Here is a 13,250-nt window from a genome sequence, read left to right as displayed (position 1 = left end):
CCGACGCTACGAGCGGGGTGTTTCACCCCCGGGCCGCGCGCCGTTACCCCGAACGAACGTTTCGCTCACAGCCGCCGCGGTGTCCATGTGAGGCGCCACGCCGACCCGTCACCCGCGAAGCACGGCCGGCGGCATCCCTTCTCGGTAGGGTGGGCCATCGAGGCATGGGGGATGACGATGCACACCTGGCCAGGATCGGCGTATCCGCTCGGGGCGACGTTCGACGGCAGCGGAACCAACTTCGCACTGTTCAGCGAAGGAGCCGAGCGCGTCGAACTCTGCCTGTTCGGCGCGCGCGGCGGCGAGTCGCGTGTCGACCTGGTCGAGGTGGACGCGTTCGTGTGGCACGTGTACGTGCCGAACATCCAGCCGGGCCAGCGCTACGGCTACCGGGTGCACGGTCCGTACGACCCGGCATCGGGTCAGCGGTTCAATCCCGCCAAGCTGCTGCTCGACCCGTACGCGAAGGCCGTCGAGGGAGCCGTGCGCTGGGGGCAGCCGGTGTACGGGTACACGTTCGGCGAGCCCGATTCGCGCAACGACGACGACTCCGCCGACGACATGATGAAGGGCGTCGTCATCAACCCCTTCTTCGACTGGGCCGGTGACCGGCGGCCGGAGACGCCGTACGCCGAGACGGTCATCTACGAGGCTCACGTGCGGGGTCTCACGATGCGGCATCCCGCGATCCCCGACGAGATGCGCGGCACGTACAGCGCCGTCGCCCACCCGGCGATCATCGAGCACCTGTCGAAGCTCGGCGTGACGGCGATCGAGCTCATGCCGGTGCACCAGTTCGTCGACGACGCGATCCTGCAGCAGAAGGGGCTCTCGAACTACTGGGGCTACAACTCCATCTCGTACTTCGCGCCGCACAACCGCTATGCCGCGACCGGCGACCGCGGCCAGCAGGTCCAGGAGTTCAAGGGGATGGTGCGCGCCCTGCACGCCGCCGGCATCGAGGTGATCCTCGACGTCGTCTACAACCACACCGCCGAAGGCAATCACCTGGGCCCGACGCTCTCGATGCGAGGCATCGACAACGCCGCCTACTACAAGCTCGACGACGACAGGCGCTACTACACCGACTACACCGGAACCGGCAACAGCCTCAACGTCCGCAACCCGCATTCGCTGCAGCTCATCATGGACTCGCTGCGGTACTGGGTGATCGACATGCACGTCGACGGCTTCCGGTTCGATCTCGCGTCGGCGCTCGCGCGCGAGTTCTACGACGTCGATCGGCTGTCGACCTTCTTCGAGCTCGTGCAGCAGGATCCGGTCGTCTCGCAGGTCAAGCTGATCGCCGAGCCGTGGGATGTCGGGCCGGGCGGCTACCAGGTCGGCAACTTCCCGCCGCAGTGGACGGAATGGAACGGGAAGTACCGCGACACGGTCCGCGACTTCTGGCGCGGAGAGCCGCAGGCCCTCGGCGAGTTCGCCTCACGCCTCACCGGGTCGAGCGACCTCTACGAGCACTCCGGACGCCGGCCGGTGGCATCCGTCAACTTCGTGACGGCGCACGACGGCTTCACGTTGCGCGACCTCGTGTCGTACAACGAGAAGCACAACGAGGCCAACGGCGAGGACGGCCGCGACGGCGCCGACGACAACCGGTCCGACAACTTCGGCGTGGAGGGACCCACCGACGACCCCGCCGTGCTGACGCTGCGGGCGCGGCAGCAGCGGAACTTCCTCGCGACCCTGCTCCTCAGCCAAGGCGTGCCCATGCTGCTGCACGGCGACGAGCTCGGACGCACGCAGCAGGGGAACAACAACGGCTACGCGCAGGACAACGAGGTCACCTGGGTCGACTGGGACGCGGCGGATCTGCCGCTGCTGGAGTTCACCGCGGCGATGAGCCGGCTGCGACGGGACCACCCGACGTTCCGCCGTCGCCGCTTCTTCGAAGGACGACCCGTGCAGCGCGACGTCGGTGCCCCGCTGCCCGACATCGCGTGGCTCCGTCCCGACGGCACGCTCATGCAGCCCGACGACTGGGAGTCGGGGTTCGGGCGCGCCGTGGGCGTGTTCCTCAACGGCCAGGGCATCAGGGAGGAGGACCGGCGCGGCGAGCCGATCCGCGACCGCCACTTCATCGTCCTGTTCAACGCCGGCGACGACATCATCGACTTCCACATCCCCGTGGTGGAGTACAGCCCCGACTGGGAGGTCGTCATCGACACGGCGGGGGAGCGCGCCGACTCCGCCCTTCTGCGTCCGGGCGACACCGTTCGCCTCGCGGCGAAGTCGCTCCTGGTGCTGAGCGAGCATCCTCGCGTCGAGCGCGAGGTCGATCACTCGGTGGCGGCGTCGCTCGCAGCGCTCGCCGGTGCCCCGGCTCCCGCGCATGCTCCGCGTGGGCAGGTGCGCACCTGACGCGGTGCGGGGGAGGAGCCTGACGCGGCGTCAGTCCACGCCGAGCCAGGAGCGATCCGTCAGGACGATCGGGCCGTCCTCGGTGATCGCGACGGTGTGCTCGGCGTGCGCGCCGCGCGAGCCGTCCACCGATCGGAGCGTCCAGCCGTCGGGGTCGGTGACGAGCTCGTCGGTCGTCTGCAGGAACCACGGCTCGAGGGCGACCACGAGCCCCGGCCGGAGCGGGTAGCCGCGCCCCGCCTTGCCGTCGTTGGGGACGTGCGGGTCGCCGTGCATGATGCGTCCGACGCCGTGCCCGCCGAAGTCGGTGTTGATCGAGTAGCCGTCGCCATGCGCCACGCCGGCGATCGCGGCCGAGATGTCGCCGATGCGGTTGCCGACGGTGGCCGTCCGGATGGCCGCATCCAGAGCCCGCTCCGTCGTGTCGATGAGCGCGAGGTCCTCGTCCCGCGGCGTGCCGACGACGAACGAGACGGCGGAGTCGGCGACCCACCCGTTGACCGACACCGCGAAGTCGAGCGACACGAGGTCGCCGTCGCGCAGCGCGTAGTCGAAGGGCAGTCCGTGAAGGACCGCGTCGTTCACGGACGTGCAGATCACCTTGCCGAACGGGCTCGCGCCGAACGACGGGTGGTAGTCGATGTAGCAGGACTCGGCGCCCGCGCGGCGGATCAGGTCGTGCGCGCGGCGATCGATCGCCAGGAGGTTCGTGCCCACCTTCGTCTCGTCGCGCAGGGTCGCCAGCGTCTCGGCGACGAATCGCCCCGCGGGCTTCATCGCCTCGATCTCGGCAGGGGTGCGCAACTCGATCATGTGGTGTCCTCTCGTCCGCCTCCCATTCTGCCGGGCCCGCAGCCGCCTGGCTGGGAGGATCCTCCGCGGCGCGCGGGACCGGTGCCGCCCGTGCCGGCACCGGCGTAGCATCAGAGCCATGTGGCTGCGACGCGCGTTCTTCGGCTGGCTGATCCCGGCAGCCTTCGTGCTGCCGCTGTGGCTGCTGGTCGGCTGGGCCGTGTTCAACGCCGGCGGGTGGGCGTTCCTGTGGGTGCTCTTCCTCGCCATCCCGGGTGTCTTCGTGTGGCAGCTCATCCTCACCCTCCTCGTCCGCGCCCGCGGCACGGTCCGCGCGCAGCGAGCGGTGTCGTGGTGGGATGTTCTCGGGTTCACGGTGTGGCACGGCCTCGTGATCTCGCTCGGCTTCTTCGTGCAGTCGTGGTGGGCGCCGATCATGGTCCTCGCCATCGTCGCCGGTGTGGCGCTGTTCTGGCTCGCGCTGTGGCAGCTGTGGAGCGAGGCGCGGCCGTCGCGCGTCGTGATGCACACCACCGATGGCCTCGCGTACATCCCGCCCCCGCAGGAGGGCACGAACGGGCCCGGTGCCGCCGAGCGCGAGGTCATCGTGATCACCGAGAAGCAGGCGCCTTCCGCCGACTGAGGCGTTTTGGCGGGGCGCGGCATCCGTGGCACAATGGTTCTTTGTGCCCTGACCGGTTCTGCCTCAGGGGAACCAGCTGGACGGCGTGACGCCGAAGGCCTGCGGCACACCTCATCCTTCAGAACCCCTTCCCGCGGTCGACCTGTGGCGGCCGCAGAGAGAGACGATCATGCAGATCCTCGACGCCGTCGACGCGGCTTCGCTCCGCTCCGACATCCCGGACTTCGCTCCCGGCGACACCGTCAAGGTGCACGTCAACATCACCGAGGGCAACCGCTCCCGCATCCAGGTCTTCCAGGGCGTCGTCATCGGCCGCTCGGGCGACGGCGTGCGCGAGACCTTCACGGTCCGCAAGATCAGCTTCCAGGTCGGCGTGGAGCGCACCTTCCCGGTGCACTCGCCGGTCATCGACCACATCGAGGTCGTGACCCGCGGTGACGTGCGCCGCGCCAAGCTCTACTACCTGCGCAACCTCCGTGGCAAGAAGGCCAAGATCAAGGAGAAGCGCGACAACTGACGCGTCGTCGCAGCGCGATCGAAGCCCCGGACCCGCGGTCCGGGGCTTCGTCGTTCCCCGGCGCGCTCGCCCGTGCGTGCAGGGAACGGGTCCGGAGTGTGTCACCCTTGAAGACGGGCTCGCCGACCGTCGGCGCCCGCGGAGGAACTCGATGACGACTGAGAAGTCGGCCCCGGCCGAACCGTCACCCACCGCCGGCACCGAGGTGGCGGCGACGGTCCAGCCGCGGCGCAGGGGATGGCTGGTCTTCCTCCGGGACGTCCTCGTGATCATCGTGATCGCGGTGCTCGTCTCGCTCGTGGTCAAGACGTTCCTCGTCCGCTCGTTCTACATCCCCTCGGGGTCGATGGAAGACACGCTCCTCATCAAGGACCGCATCCTCGTCGACGAGATCACGCCGCGCTTCGGCGGCTACGACCGCGGCGACATCGTCGTGTTCCGCGATCCGGGCGGGTGGCTGCCGCCGAGCACCGAGCCGGCGCGCCCGCCGGTGGTCGAGGCGTTCGAGTGGGTGCTGTCGCTCGTGGGCCTGGCCGCGCCCGACAGCGACGACCATCTCGTGAAGCGCGTCATCGGGCTGCCCGGCGATCACGTGGTGTGCTGCAACGCGATCGGGCAGATCACCGTCAACGACGTGCCGATCGACGAGACCGGCTACGTCAAGTTCCCGCCAGGCGAGACGGCCGCGTCGGCGGACGCGTTCGACGTGACCGTGCCCGACGGCAAGCTGTGGGTGCTGGGCGACAACCGCTATCGATCCAAAGACTCCCGTTACAACACGGATCAGCCCGGAAAGGGCTTCGTCCCGATCGACAATGTGGTCGGGCGCGCGTTCCTGGTGACATGGCCGTTCGACCGCTTCGGGCTCCTGGACTTCCATCACGACGTCTTCGCGGGCGTTCCCGCGCCGGAGGGGGGCGACGACGCGCGATGACTGTCGTCGAGCCCCGGCTCACGCTGGAACGCCGGCTGCTGCGCGAGCACACGCTCGTGATCGCGTGCGACGAGGTCGGCCGCGGCGCGCTCGCGGGTCCGGTCGCGGTCGGCGCGGCGGTCGTCGATGCGCCGCGTTCGCGCAAGCGCGTGCCTCAGGGGCTGCGCGATTCGAAGCTCGTCCCGGAGCTGCGTCGCCACGACGTCGCGGCCCGGGCCGCATCGTGGGTCGCCGCCAGCGCCATCGGATGGGCCAGCTCCCAGGAGATCGACGAGATCGGCATCATGCGCGCGCTCGGTCTCGCCTCGGTACGCGCCCTCGCCGATCTGCGCAGCCAGGGCGTGATCGTCGAGGAGGCGATCGTCATCCTCGACGGCAACTACGACTACATCACTCCCGCGGGCGAACGGGCCCTCACGGTCCGTCCGGTCATCAAAGCCGACCGGGATTGCGCGTCAGCGGCCGCGGCCTCCGTGATCGCCAAGGTCGCGCGCGACGACGTCATGACCAGGCTGCACGACGAGCTCCCAGCGTACGAGTGGGCGCGCAACAAGGGATACGCGAGCCCCGAGCATCGCGCGGCGATCCGCGAGCACGGCATCAGCCGGCATCACCGCGCCTCGTGGTCGATCGCCGAGGCTCCGACGCTGTTCTGAGCGCCCCGTTCGCCGGCCGCGGACGCACGGGCACCGCATCGTCGAGCGCCCTAGGATGGAGGCACCATGGACGACGAGGTGTTCGAAGACTACGACCGTGAGCTCGAGCTCGCCCTGTACCGCGAGTACCGCGACGTCGTATCGCAATTCCAGTACGTGATCGAGACCGAGCGGCGGTTCTATCTCGCCAACGAGGTCAACGTCGTCCGCCGTGACACCGAGCACGACTTCTACTTCGAGATCTCGATGTCGGATGTGTGGGTGTGGGACATCTACCGCGCCGACCGGTTCGTCAAGGCCGTGCGCGTGCTGACGTTCAAGGACGTCAACGTCGAAGAGCTCTCGCGCCGCGACTTCCACCTTCCCGAAGAGCTCTCGCTCGACACCTGACGCCTCCTCCACAGTCGCGCGATCCGCACCGGTTCGCGCAGTTGTGAACGGATGCCGCGACCCGGCGTCCGCGCGCCGCCCCCGGCGCGCGACGATGCCGGAATGGCAGACAAGGACGATCTCGGGCACGCCGGTGAGGACCGTGCGGCCCGCTACTTCTCGGAACTCGGATTCGCGATCCTCGCGCGCAACTGGCGCTGCCGGGCAGGTGAGATCGACCTCGTCGTCGCCGACGCCGGGACGGTCGTCGTCGTCGAGGTCAAGACGCGGCGCGGAGTCGACTTCGGCCACCCGTTCGAGGCGATCGATGCACGCAAGCGGGCGCGGCTCTGGCGCCTCGCGGCGGCGTGGGCCGCTGAGAACCGTGACGCCGTCCAGGGCCGTCGGCTGAGGATCGACGCGATCGGCCTGACGGGCCCGCAGCCGGCGTGCGCGACGCTTGAGCACCTCGTCGACGTGGAGGTGCCGTGAGCGTCGCGAGAACGTGGGCGGTCGCGCTCGTCGGCGCCGAGGGGGAGTGCGTCGAGGTGGAGGCCGACCTGTCGCAGCAGACGCCCGAGTTCCGCATCATCGGGCTCGGCGACAAGGCGCTCGGTGAAGCGGTGCAGCGCGTGCACAACGCGTGCGCGAACAGCGGCACTCCGCTTCCCCGCCGCCGGCTGACCGTCAACCTGTCACCCGCGAGCCTGCCGAAGCAGGGGTCGGGCTTCGACATCGCGATCGCGGTCGCCTCGCTCGCGACCGAGCCCGGAATGGATGCCGCCTCCGTCGCCTCGACCGTGCACGTCGGCGAACTGGGCCTCGACGGGCGACTGCGACCGGTGCCCGGAGTGCTGCCGGCAGTGGTGGCGGCGCGTCGAGCCGGACACCGGCGGGTGGTCGTTCCACACGCGAACGGTCCGGAGGCGGCGCTCGTCGACGGAGTCGAGGTGCTCGCGGCGGTCAACCTGGCCCAGGTGGTCGCGTGGCACGGTGGGGAGGTCGAGGTGCCGGACGACGAACCCGTGGCGCTCGCCGACGAAGGCGCGCCGCGCCCGGACGACCTCGGGCTCGACCTCGCGGACGTCATCGGGCAGCGCGAGGCCGTCGAAGCGCTCATCGTCGCCGCCGCCGGCGGGCACCACCTGCTGATGTGCGGACCGCCCGGCGCGGGCAAGACGATGCTCGCGCGCCGCCTGCCCGGCATCCTGCCCGCGCTCGACGACCGCGCCGCGCTCACGGCCGCCTCGATCCGCAGTCTCTCGGGCTCGCGCATCGTGGAGCTGTCGCGCACGCCGCCGTTCGAGGCGCCCCACCACAGTGCCTCCGTCGCCGCTCTGGTGGGCGGCGGCTCCCGCGTCGTGCGCCCGGGCGCCATCGCACGGGCGAGCGAGGGGGTGCTGTTCCTCGACGAGGCGGGGGAGTTTCCGGCCTCGGTGCTGGACGCGCTGCGTCAGCCGCTCGAGACGGGGACGATCGCGATCCACCGTGCCGGCGCCCACGCCGAATACCCGGCGCGGTTCCAGCTCGTCCTGGCGACGAACCCTTGTCCGTGCGGCGACTACGGCATCCGGGGCGGCACGTGCGTGTGCCCTCCGGCGGCGATCCGGCGCTACCTCGGGCGGCTGTCGGGGCCGCTGCTCGACCGCATGGACATCGAGCTCACGCTCACCCGCGTGTCGGTCGCACAGCGCGACGCGGTCCCGGTGACCTCGACGGAGGTCGCCCGCGCACGCGTGGCCGAGGCGCGCGCCCGAGCCCGCCATCGGCTGCGGAGCACCGCGTGGCGCGTCAACGCCGACGTGCCGGGCACGTGGCTGCGCGAAGGCCCGGCGGCGCCCGAGCCCGCCGTCCGCCGCCCGCTGGATGCCGCCCTGACGCGCGGTGCCATCACGCTGCGCGGCTACGACCGCGTGCTGCGCGTCGCCTGGTCGCTCGCCGACATCGAGGGCCGGCCACGGCTCGGCGTCGACCACATCGGCCGGGCGCTGTATCTGAAGAAGGGTCTCGCACGATGACGGCGTTCGATGTCTCCGTGGGTGCCGCGAGGGCGGCGCTCGCGCCGCTGCGCCTGCAGCTGAGCGACGACGAGGCTCTCGATCGGTACGCCACCGCGGTGTGGTGCCAGCTCGTCGAGCCGGGCGACTCGGTCGCCGGGCGCGTCGTCGCGGCACGAGGCGCGGTCGCGGCCCTGGAGGCGCTGCTGTCCGCACGTCCGCTCGACGAGCTCACCGTGCGCGAACGGACCGAGGCGCCCAAGCGGTGGCTGCCCCGGCTGTCGGCGAGATCCGTGGCCGACACGCTGCGCATCGCCGGCGCCCGCGATGTCGCACTCGTCACGCCGCGCGACGCGGTCTGGCCCGCGCAGCTCAACGACCTCGAATCCCATGCGCCCCTGTGCCTGTGGGTTCGGGGGGATGCCGCCGTCCTGGGCCGGCTGCATCCCTCGGTCGCGATCGTCGGCGCCCGTGCGGCATCCGGGTACGGCGACCTCGTGGCGCGCGAACTGGCGGCCGAATTGGCGGGGAGCGGTGTGCCGATCGTCTCGGGCGGGGCGTACGGCATCGACGGGGCCGCGCACCGCGCCGCGCTGGGCGCGGGCGGTCTGACGGTCGCGCTGCTGGCCGGGGGCGCTGAGCGGGCGTATCCCGCGGGGCACACGCAGCTCATCGACGACATCGCACGCACCGGCGCCGTCGTGAGCGAGGTGCCGTGCGGATCCGCCCCCACGAAGTGGCGCTTCCTGCAGCGGAACAGGTTGATCGCAGCGCTCACGACGGCGACCGTCGTGGTCGAGGCCGGCTGGCGCAGCGGATCCCTCAACACCGCGGGTCATGCGTCCCAGCTCGGGCGGGGCCTGGGCGCGGTTCCGGGGCCGATCACGGCTCCCGCCTCCGCGGGCACGCATCGTCTCATCCGCGAGAGCGATGCGGTCTGCATCACGAGCGCGGACGACGTGCGCGAGCTGCTGGGCGGGTGGCTGTCGCCCACCGGACCCGACGCCATCGCAGCGGACGCGGCGATGGGTTCCGGCCGGCGCACGGACGACGCCACGCGCGTGCGGGACGCACTGAGCAACAGGGTCGGGCGCGACGCCGACGAAGTGGCGCGTCGGGCCGGGATGGCGCCGGAAGAGGTGCGCATGCTGCTCGGCATCCTGCAGCTGGAGGGTTCCGTGCAGGCCGGGGTCGACGGCTGGCGGTCGGTGGCCGCACGCCGGTGAGGGTGAACGTCGCCCGTCGCGGGGCGTCGCGTGCGTGCGGCCGACTGCCGGCGGCATGCTGGTTGCATGAGGATCGACGCGGCCGCCGACGCGTATCTGCGCCATCTGGCACAGGTGCGCAGACTGTCGCCGGCGACGGTGCGCGCCTATCGATCGGACCTCGACGGGCTGCGGCTCGCGTGCGGCGACGTCGAGCTCGCCGATGTCGACCTCGAGACGCTGCGTGACTGGCTGTGGCAGGCGGTGCAGCGGGGCGACAGCCGCGCCACCATCGCCCGCCGCACCGCAGCGGTGCGCGGCTTCTTCGCGTGGGCCGCCGAGACCGAGGCCATCGATACGGATCCGAGTCTCCGGCTCGTCTCGCCCAAGCGCGGCAAGACGCTTCCGAAGGTCGCCACGGCGCAGACCCTCGACGAGGTGCTCGCCGTCATGGCGCGGGCGGCGGCCGACGGAGACCCGGTGGCGCTGCGCGACCACGCGGTGCTCGAACTGCTGTACGGAGCTGCGGTGCGCGTGTCGGAGCTCTGCGGGCTGGACGTGGACGACCTGGACCGGGATCGCCGGACCGTGCGCGTGCTCGGCAAAGGGTCCAAGGAGCGCGTGGTCCCCTTCGGACTGCCCGCCCTGCATGCTGTGGAGTCGTACGTCGTACGGGGGCGCCCGGTGCTGGCCTCGCGCGCGGACGGGAGCGGGGGCTCGGCGGCATCCGCGCTGTTCCTGGGCGCCCGCGGCGGGCGACTCGGGCCGCGCGCCGTCTACGACCTCGTGTCGCGCCGGCTGGGGCCGGAGCTGGGCGCGCAGGTCGGGCCGCACGCGCTTCGCCACTCGGCGGCGACGCACCTGCTGGACGGCGGAGCGGACCTGCGCGCGGTGCAGGAGATCCTCGGCCACGCGAGCCTCGGCACGACGCAGATCTACACGCACGTGTCGAGCGAACGTCTCGCGGCGTCGTACCGTCTCGCCCACCCGCGCGCCTGACGCGGGCCGCCGGCGCGCCCGGCGGGTGGATCAGCAGCAGGGCAGCAGCACCGCACGCGGGACGCCTCCCAGCAGAAGCAGCGGGTTGATGTACTCGCCGTCCCGTCGCACCCCGAAGTGGAACACCCCGGGTTCCACGTGCCCGCCGAGCGCCACCGAGCCCACGGACTCTCCCGACCCGACCGGCGTGCCCGCCGTCAGCGTGGTGTCGATGGGCTCCAGCGTCGTGACGAGGCCGTCGCCATGGTCGATCGTGACGATGCCTCGACCGGCGACCGGCCCGGAGAAGGCGATGACCCCCGCGGCGGGCGCGACGACGTCGCCGCCCTCCAGCGGGCGCAGATCGATGCCCCGGTGTCCGGGACCGTAGGCGTGCGGCGGAGCGACGAAGCCCCGTTCCACACGGACGGGATGCGCCGGCCACACCCAGCCCGTCTCGCTCGCCACGGCCGTGGCGGCTGGTGGCCGGGTGATCGCACCGGCCGCTCCGGATGAGGCCGCGCCCGAGAGCACCAGGACGGCGGACAGCAGCCCTGCGGCAAGCCGTCGCCATCGCGTCGGCCGAGCGGGTGGGTGAGCGATCATCGACCGAGCCTCCCGCACTCGCCGATGCCGGCGGGCGTGCGTGCGAGCATCGGTGGACAAGACCTGGGGAGCGGCCTCGGTGGAGGAGGGGCCGCGGCCCCGCTCCTGGTACACTGGGAGCCGCACTCCGCCTGTCGGAGTGACTCCGCGTGCCCTCAGCGTGGCGGATCTCGGCTCGAACGGGTCGGCGTCCGTGATGCGGCATCCATTCCCTACGGTCCTTGCGAACGCCTCACGGCGGGCGCCGGGCGGGCATGTGCCGGGCACCAGGCTCGCCGGCCGACGGTCGGCGCGAGACAACCGCAACAGGCGCACGCGCGCCAGAACAGGAGACCGGCCATGGCCGTCGTCACCATTCGCCAGCTGCTCGACAGCGGCGTCCACTTCGGACACCAGACCCGCCGGTGGAACCCGAAGGTCAAGCGCTTCATCCTCACCGAGCGCAGCGGCATCCACATCATCGACCTCCAGCAGTCGCTCACGTACATCGACAAGGCGTACGAGTTCGTCAAGGAGACCGTCGCCCACGGCGGCACGATCCTCTTCGTCGGCACGAAGAAGCAGGCGCAGGAAGTCATCGCCGAGCAGGCGACCCGCGTCGGCCAGCCCTACGTGAACCAGCGCTGGCTCGGTGGCCTCCTCACCAACTTCTCGACGGTGTCGAAGCGCCTTGCTCGCATGAAGGAGCTCGAGGAGCTCGACTTCGAAGACCCGGCGGCGAGCGGCTTCACCAAGAAGGAGCTCCTCCTCAAGAAGCGCGAGCTCGACAAGCTGCACAAGTCGCTCGGCGGCATCCGCAACCTCCAGAAGACCCCCTCGGCCATCTGGGTCGTCGACGCCAAGCGCGAGCACCTCGCCATCGACGAGGCGTCGAAGCTCGGCATCCCGGTGATCGGCATCCTCGACACCAACGCCGACCCGGACGAGTTCCAGTACCCGATCCCCGGCAACGACGACGCGATCCGCTCGGTGGGCCTGCTCACCCGCATCATCGCCGACGCCGCCGCCGAGGGCCTCATCCAGCGCCACCAGCCCACCGACGAGGCCGCAGACGCCGAGCCGCTGGCCGACTGGGAGCGCGAGCTGCTCGAGCAGGGCGCCGCCGCCGACGAGGCCCCGGTCGTGACCGACGTCGCCGAGGTCGAGACGATCGCCACCGAGTCGGCCGCCGACGAGGCGGGTGCCGAGGCTGCAGAGGCGGCCGTCGAGGCCGCCGAGGCGACCCCGGCCGAGTAAGCCCACACACTCCGCCTCGGCGGGATCGCTCCGGCCGCAGGTCGGGACGGTCCCGCCGAGGCATCCACGAGAACTCACACACATCAAGGAGCCGCCACCCATGGCAAACTTCACGATCGCCGACATCAAGGCGCTGCGCGAGCAGCTCGGCACGGGCATGGTCGACACCAAGAAGGCGCTCGAGGAGGCCGACGGCGACCTCGAGAAGGCCGTCGAGATCCTGCGCCTGAAGGGCGCGAAGGGCAACGCCAAGCGCGCTGACCGCTCCACCAGCGAAGGCCTCGTCGCCGCCAAGGAGCTGGACGGCAAGGTCACGCTCATCGAGCTCAACACCGAGACCGACTTCGTCGCCAAGAACGAGCGCTTCATCGCCCTGGCCGACAAGGTCCTCGACGCGGCCGCTGCTGCGGGCGCCGAGTCGGCCGAGGCGGCCCTCGCCGCTCCCGCCGGTTCGCAGACCGTCGCCGAGCTCATCTCGGACGAGGCCGCCATCATCGGCGAGAAGGTCGAGCTGCGTCGCGTCAGCACGCTGTCGGGCGACCACTTCGAGATCTACCTGCACAAGACCAGCAAGGACCTGCCGCCGCAGGTCGGTGTCGTCCTCGCCTACTCGGGCGACGACGCCGAGACGGCGCGCAGCCTCGCGCAGCACATCTCGTTCGCCAACCCCTCGTACTTGTCGCGCGACGAGGTCCCCGAGGCCGACGTCGAGAAGGAGCGTGAGATCGTCACCGAGATCTCGCGCAACGAGGGCAAGCCCGAGGCTGCTCTTCCGAAGATCGTCGAGGGCCGCGTCAACGCGTTCTTCAAGCAGGTCGCCCTGCTCGACCAGGACTACGCGAAGGACAACAAGCTGTCCGTCGCGCAGGTCGCGAAGGACGCGGGTCTGACCCTGACGGGCTTCGCCCGCTTCAAGGTCGGCGCCTGACCTTCTGAGA

The 13,250-nt window shown here is 71.1% G+C and carries 14 protein-coding genes; 12 read left to right on the top strand and 2 right to left on the bottom strand.

The genetic code is table 11. The features are described from left to right. Positions 1–177 precede the first annotated feature (177 nt). The gene (gene glgX, locus JNB62_RS04295) at positions 178–2,379 is read left to right on the top strand and encodes a glycogen debranching protein GlgX (protein ID WP_220299943.1); all 2,202 of its coding nucleotides are present in this window, start codon (positions 178–180) and stop codon (positions 2,377–2,379) included. 30 nt (positions 2,380–2,409) lie between these two features. Here glgX and map read toward each other — a convergent pair whose 3' ends face one another. Next, on the bottom strand, positions 2,410–3,192 hold the full coding sequence (gene map, locus JNB62_RS04290) for a type I methionyl aminopeptidase (RefSeq protein ID WP_220299637.1): 783 nt from the start codon (positions 3,190–3,192) through the stop codon (positions 2,410–2,412). A gap of 118 nt (positions 3,193–3,310) precedes the next feature. Between map and JNB62_RS04285 the strand changes: the two genes are divergently transcribed. From JNB62_RS04285 to JNB62_RS04245, 9 genes are all read left to right on the top strand, one after another. Further along, entirely contained in the window at positions 3,311–3,814 is a 504-nt protein-coding gene (locus tag JNB62_RS04285) for an MFS transporter permease (RefSeq protein ID WP_220299636.1), read from the top strand. Positions 3,815–3,983: 169 nt separating this feature from the next. Further along, a complete protein-coding gene (gene rplS / locus JNB62_RS04280) occupies positions 3,984–4,331 on the top strand; it encodes a 50S ribosomal protein L19 (RefSeq protein WP_220299635.1) in 348 nt (115 codons plus the stop codon). Positions 4,332–4,482: 151 nt separating this feature from the next. Further along, entirely contained in the window at positions 4,483–5,265 is a 783-nt protein-coding gene (lepB, locus tag JNB62_RS04275) for a signal peptidase I (RefSeq protein WP_220299634.1), read from the top strand. Then, positions 5,262–5,921: a ribonuclease HII gene (locus JNB62_RS04270; protein WP_220299633.1), complete on the top strand. Its 660-nt coding sequence runs from the start codon at positions 5,262–5,264 to the stop codon at positions 5,919–5,921. The genes lepB and JNB62_RS04270 overlap by 4 nt, the downstream gene beginning before the upstream one ends. A 66-nt stretch (positions 5,922–5,987) precedes the next feature. Then, positions 5,988–6,311 carry a DUF2469 family protein gene (locus JNB62_RS04265; protein ID WP_045297888.1) on the top strand — a complete coding sequence of 108 codons (324 nt, stop codon included), beginning with the start codon at positions 5,988–5,990 and terminating at the stop codon, positions 6,309–6,311. Between the two features lie 102 nt (positions 6,312–6,413). Continuing rightward, the gene (locus JNB62_RS04260) at positions 6,414–6,782 is read left to right on the top strand and encodes a YraN family protein (protein ID WP_220299632.1); all 369 of its coding nucleotides are present in this window, start codon (positions 6,414–6,416) and stop codon (positions 6,780–6,782) included. Beyond that, the gene (locus tag JNB62_RS04255) at positions 6,779–8,308 is read left to right on the top strand and encodes a YifB family Mg chelatase-like AAA ATPase (protein WP_220299631.1); all 1,530 of its coding nucleotides are present in this window, start codon (positions 6,779–6,781) and stop codon (positions 8,306–8,308) included. Before JNB62_RS04260 ends, JNB62_RS04255 begins: the two co-directional genes overlap by 4 nt. Continuing rightward, complete coding sequence (gene dprA / locus JNB62_RS04250) at positions 8,305–9,513, top strand: DNA-processing protein DprA (RefSeq protein ID WP_220299630.1); 1,209 nt, start codon at positions 8,305–8,307, stop codon at positions 9,511–9,513. The genes JNB62_RS04255 and dprA overlap by 4 nt, the downstream gene beginning before the upstream one ends. 66 nt (positions 9,514–9,579) lie before the next feature. Further along, a complete protein-coding gene (locus tag JNB62_RS04245; protein WP_220299629.1) occupies positions 9,580–10,491 on the top strand; it encodes a tyrosine recombinase XerC in 912 nt (303 codons plus the stop codon). A 30-nt stretch (positions 10,492–10,521) separates the two neighbouring features. Here the strand turns inward: JNB62_RS04245 and JNB62_RS04240 are convergent, their stop codons facing one another. After that, positions 10,522–11,076 carry a murein hydrolase activator EnvC family protein gene (locus JNB62_RS04240; protein ID WP_220299628.1) on the bottom strand — a complete coding sequence of 185 codons (555 nt, stop codon included), beginning with the start codon at positions 11,074–11,076 and terminating at the stop codon, positions 10,522–10,524. Between the two features lie 339 nt (positions 11,077–11,415). Here JNB62_RS04240 and rpsB point away from each other — a divergent pair, with 339 nt between their 5' ends. Then, positions 11,416–12,312 carry a 30S ribosomal protein S2 gene (gene rpsB / locus JNB62_RS04235; protein WP_220299627.1) on the top strand — a complete coding sequence of 299 codons (897 nt, stop codon included), beginning with the start codon at positions 11,416–11,418 and terminating at the stop codon, positions 12,310–12,312. A gap of 100 nt (positions 12,313–12,412) precedes the next feature. Next, a complete protein-coding gene (gene tsf / locus JNB62_RS04230) occupies positions 12,413–13,240 on the top strand; it encodes a translation elongation factor Ts (RefSeq protein ID WP_220299626.1) in 828 nt (275 codons plus the stop codon). Positions 13,241–13,250: the final 10 nt, after the last annotated feature.

Origin of the sequence: Microbacterium jejuense, assembly GCF_019511665.1 — a bacterium.
GTDB lineage: Bacteria > Actinomycetota > Actinomycetes > Actinomycetales > Microbacteriaceae > Microbacterium > Microbacterium jejuense_A.
Note: the sequence above shows the minus strand (reverse complement) of the source record. Positions and strands in the feature narration are given on the sequence as shown.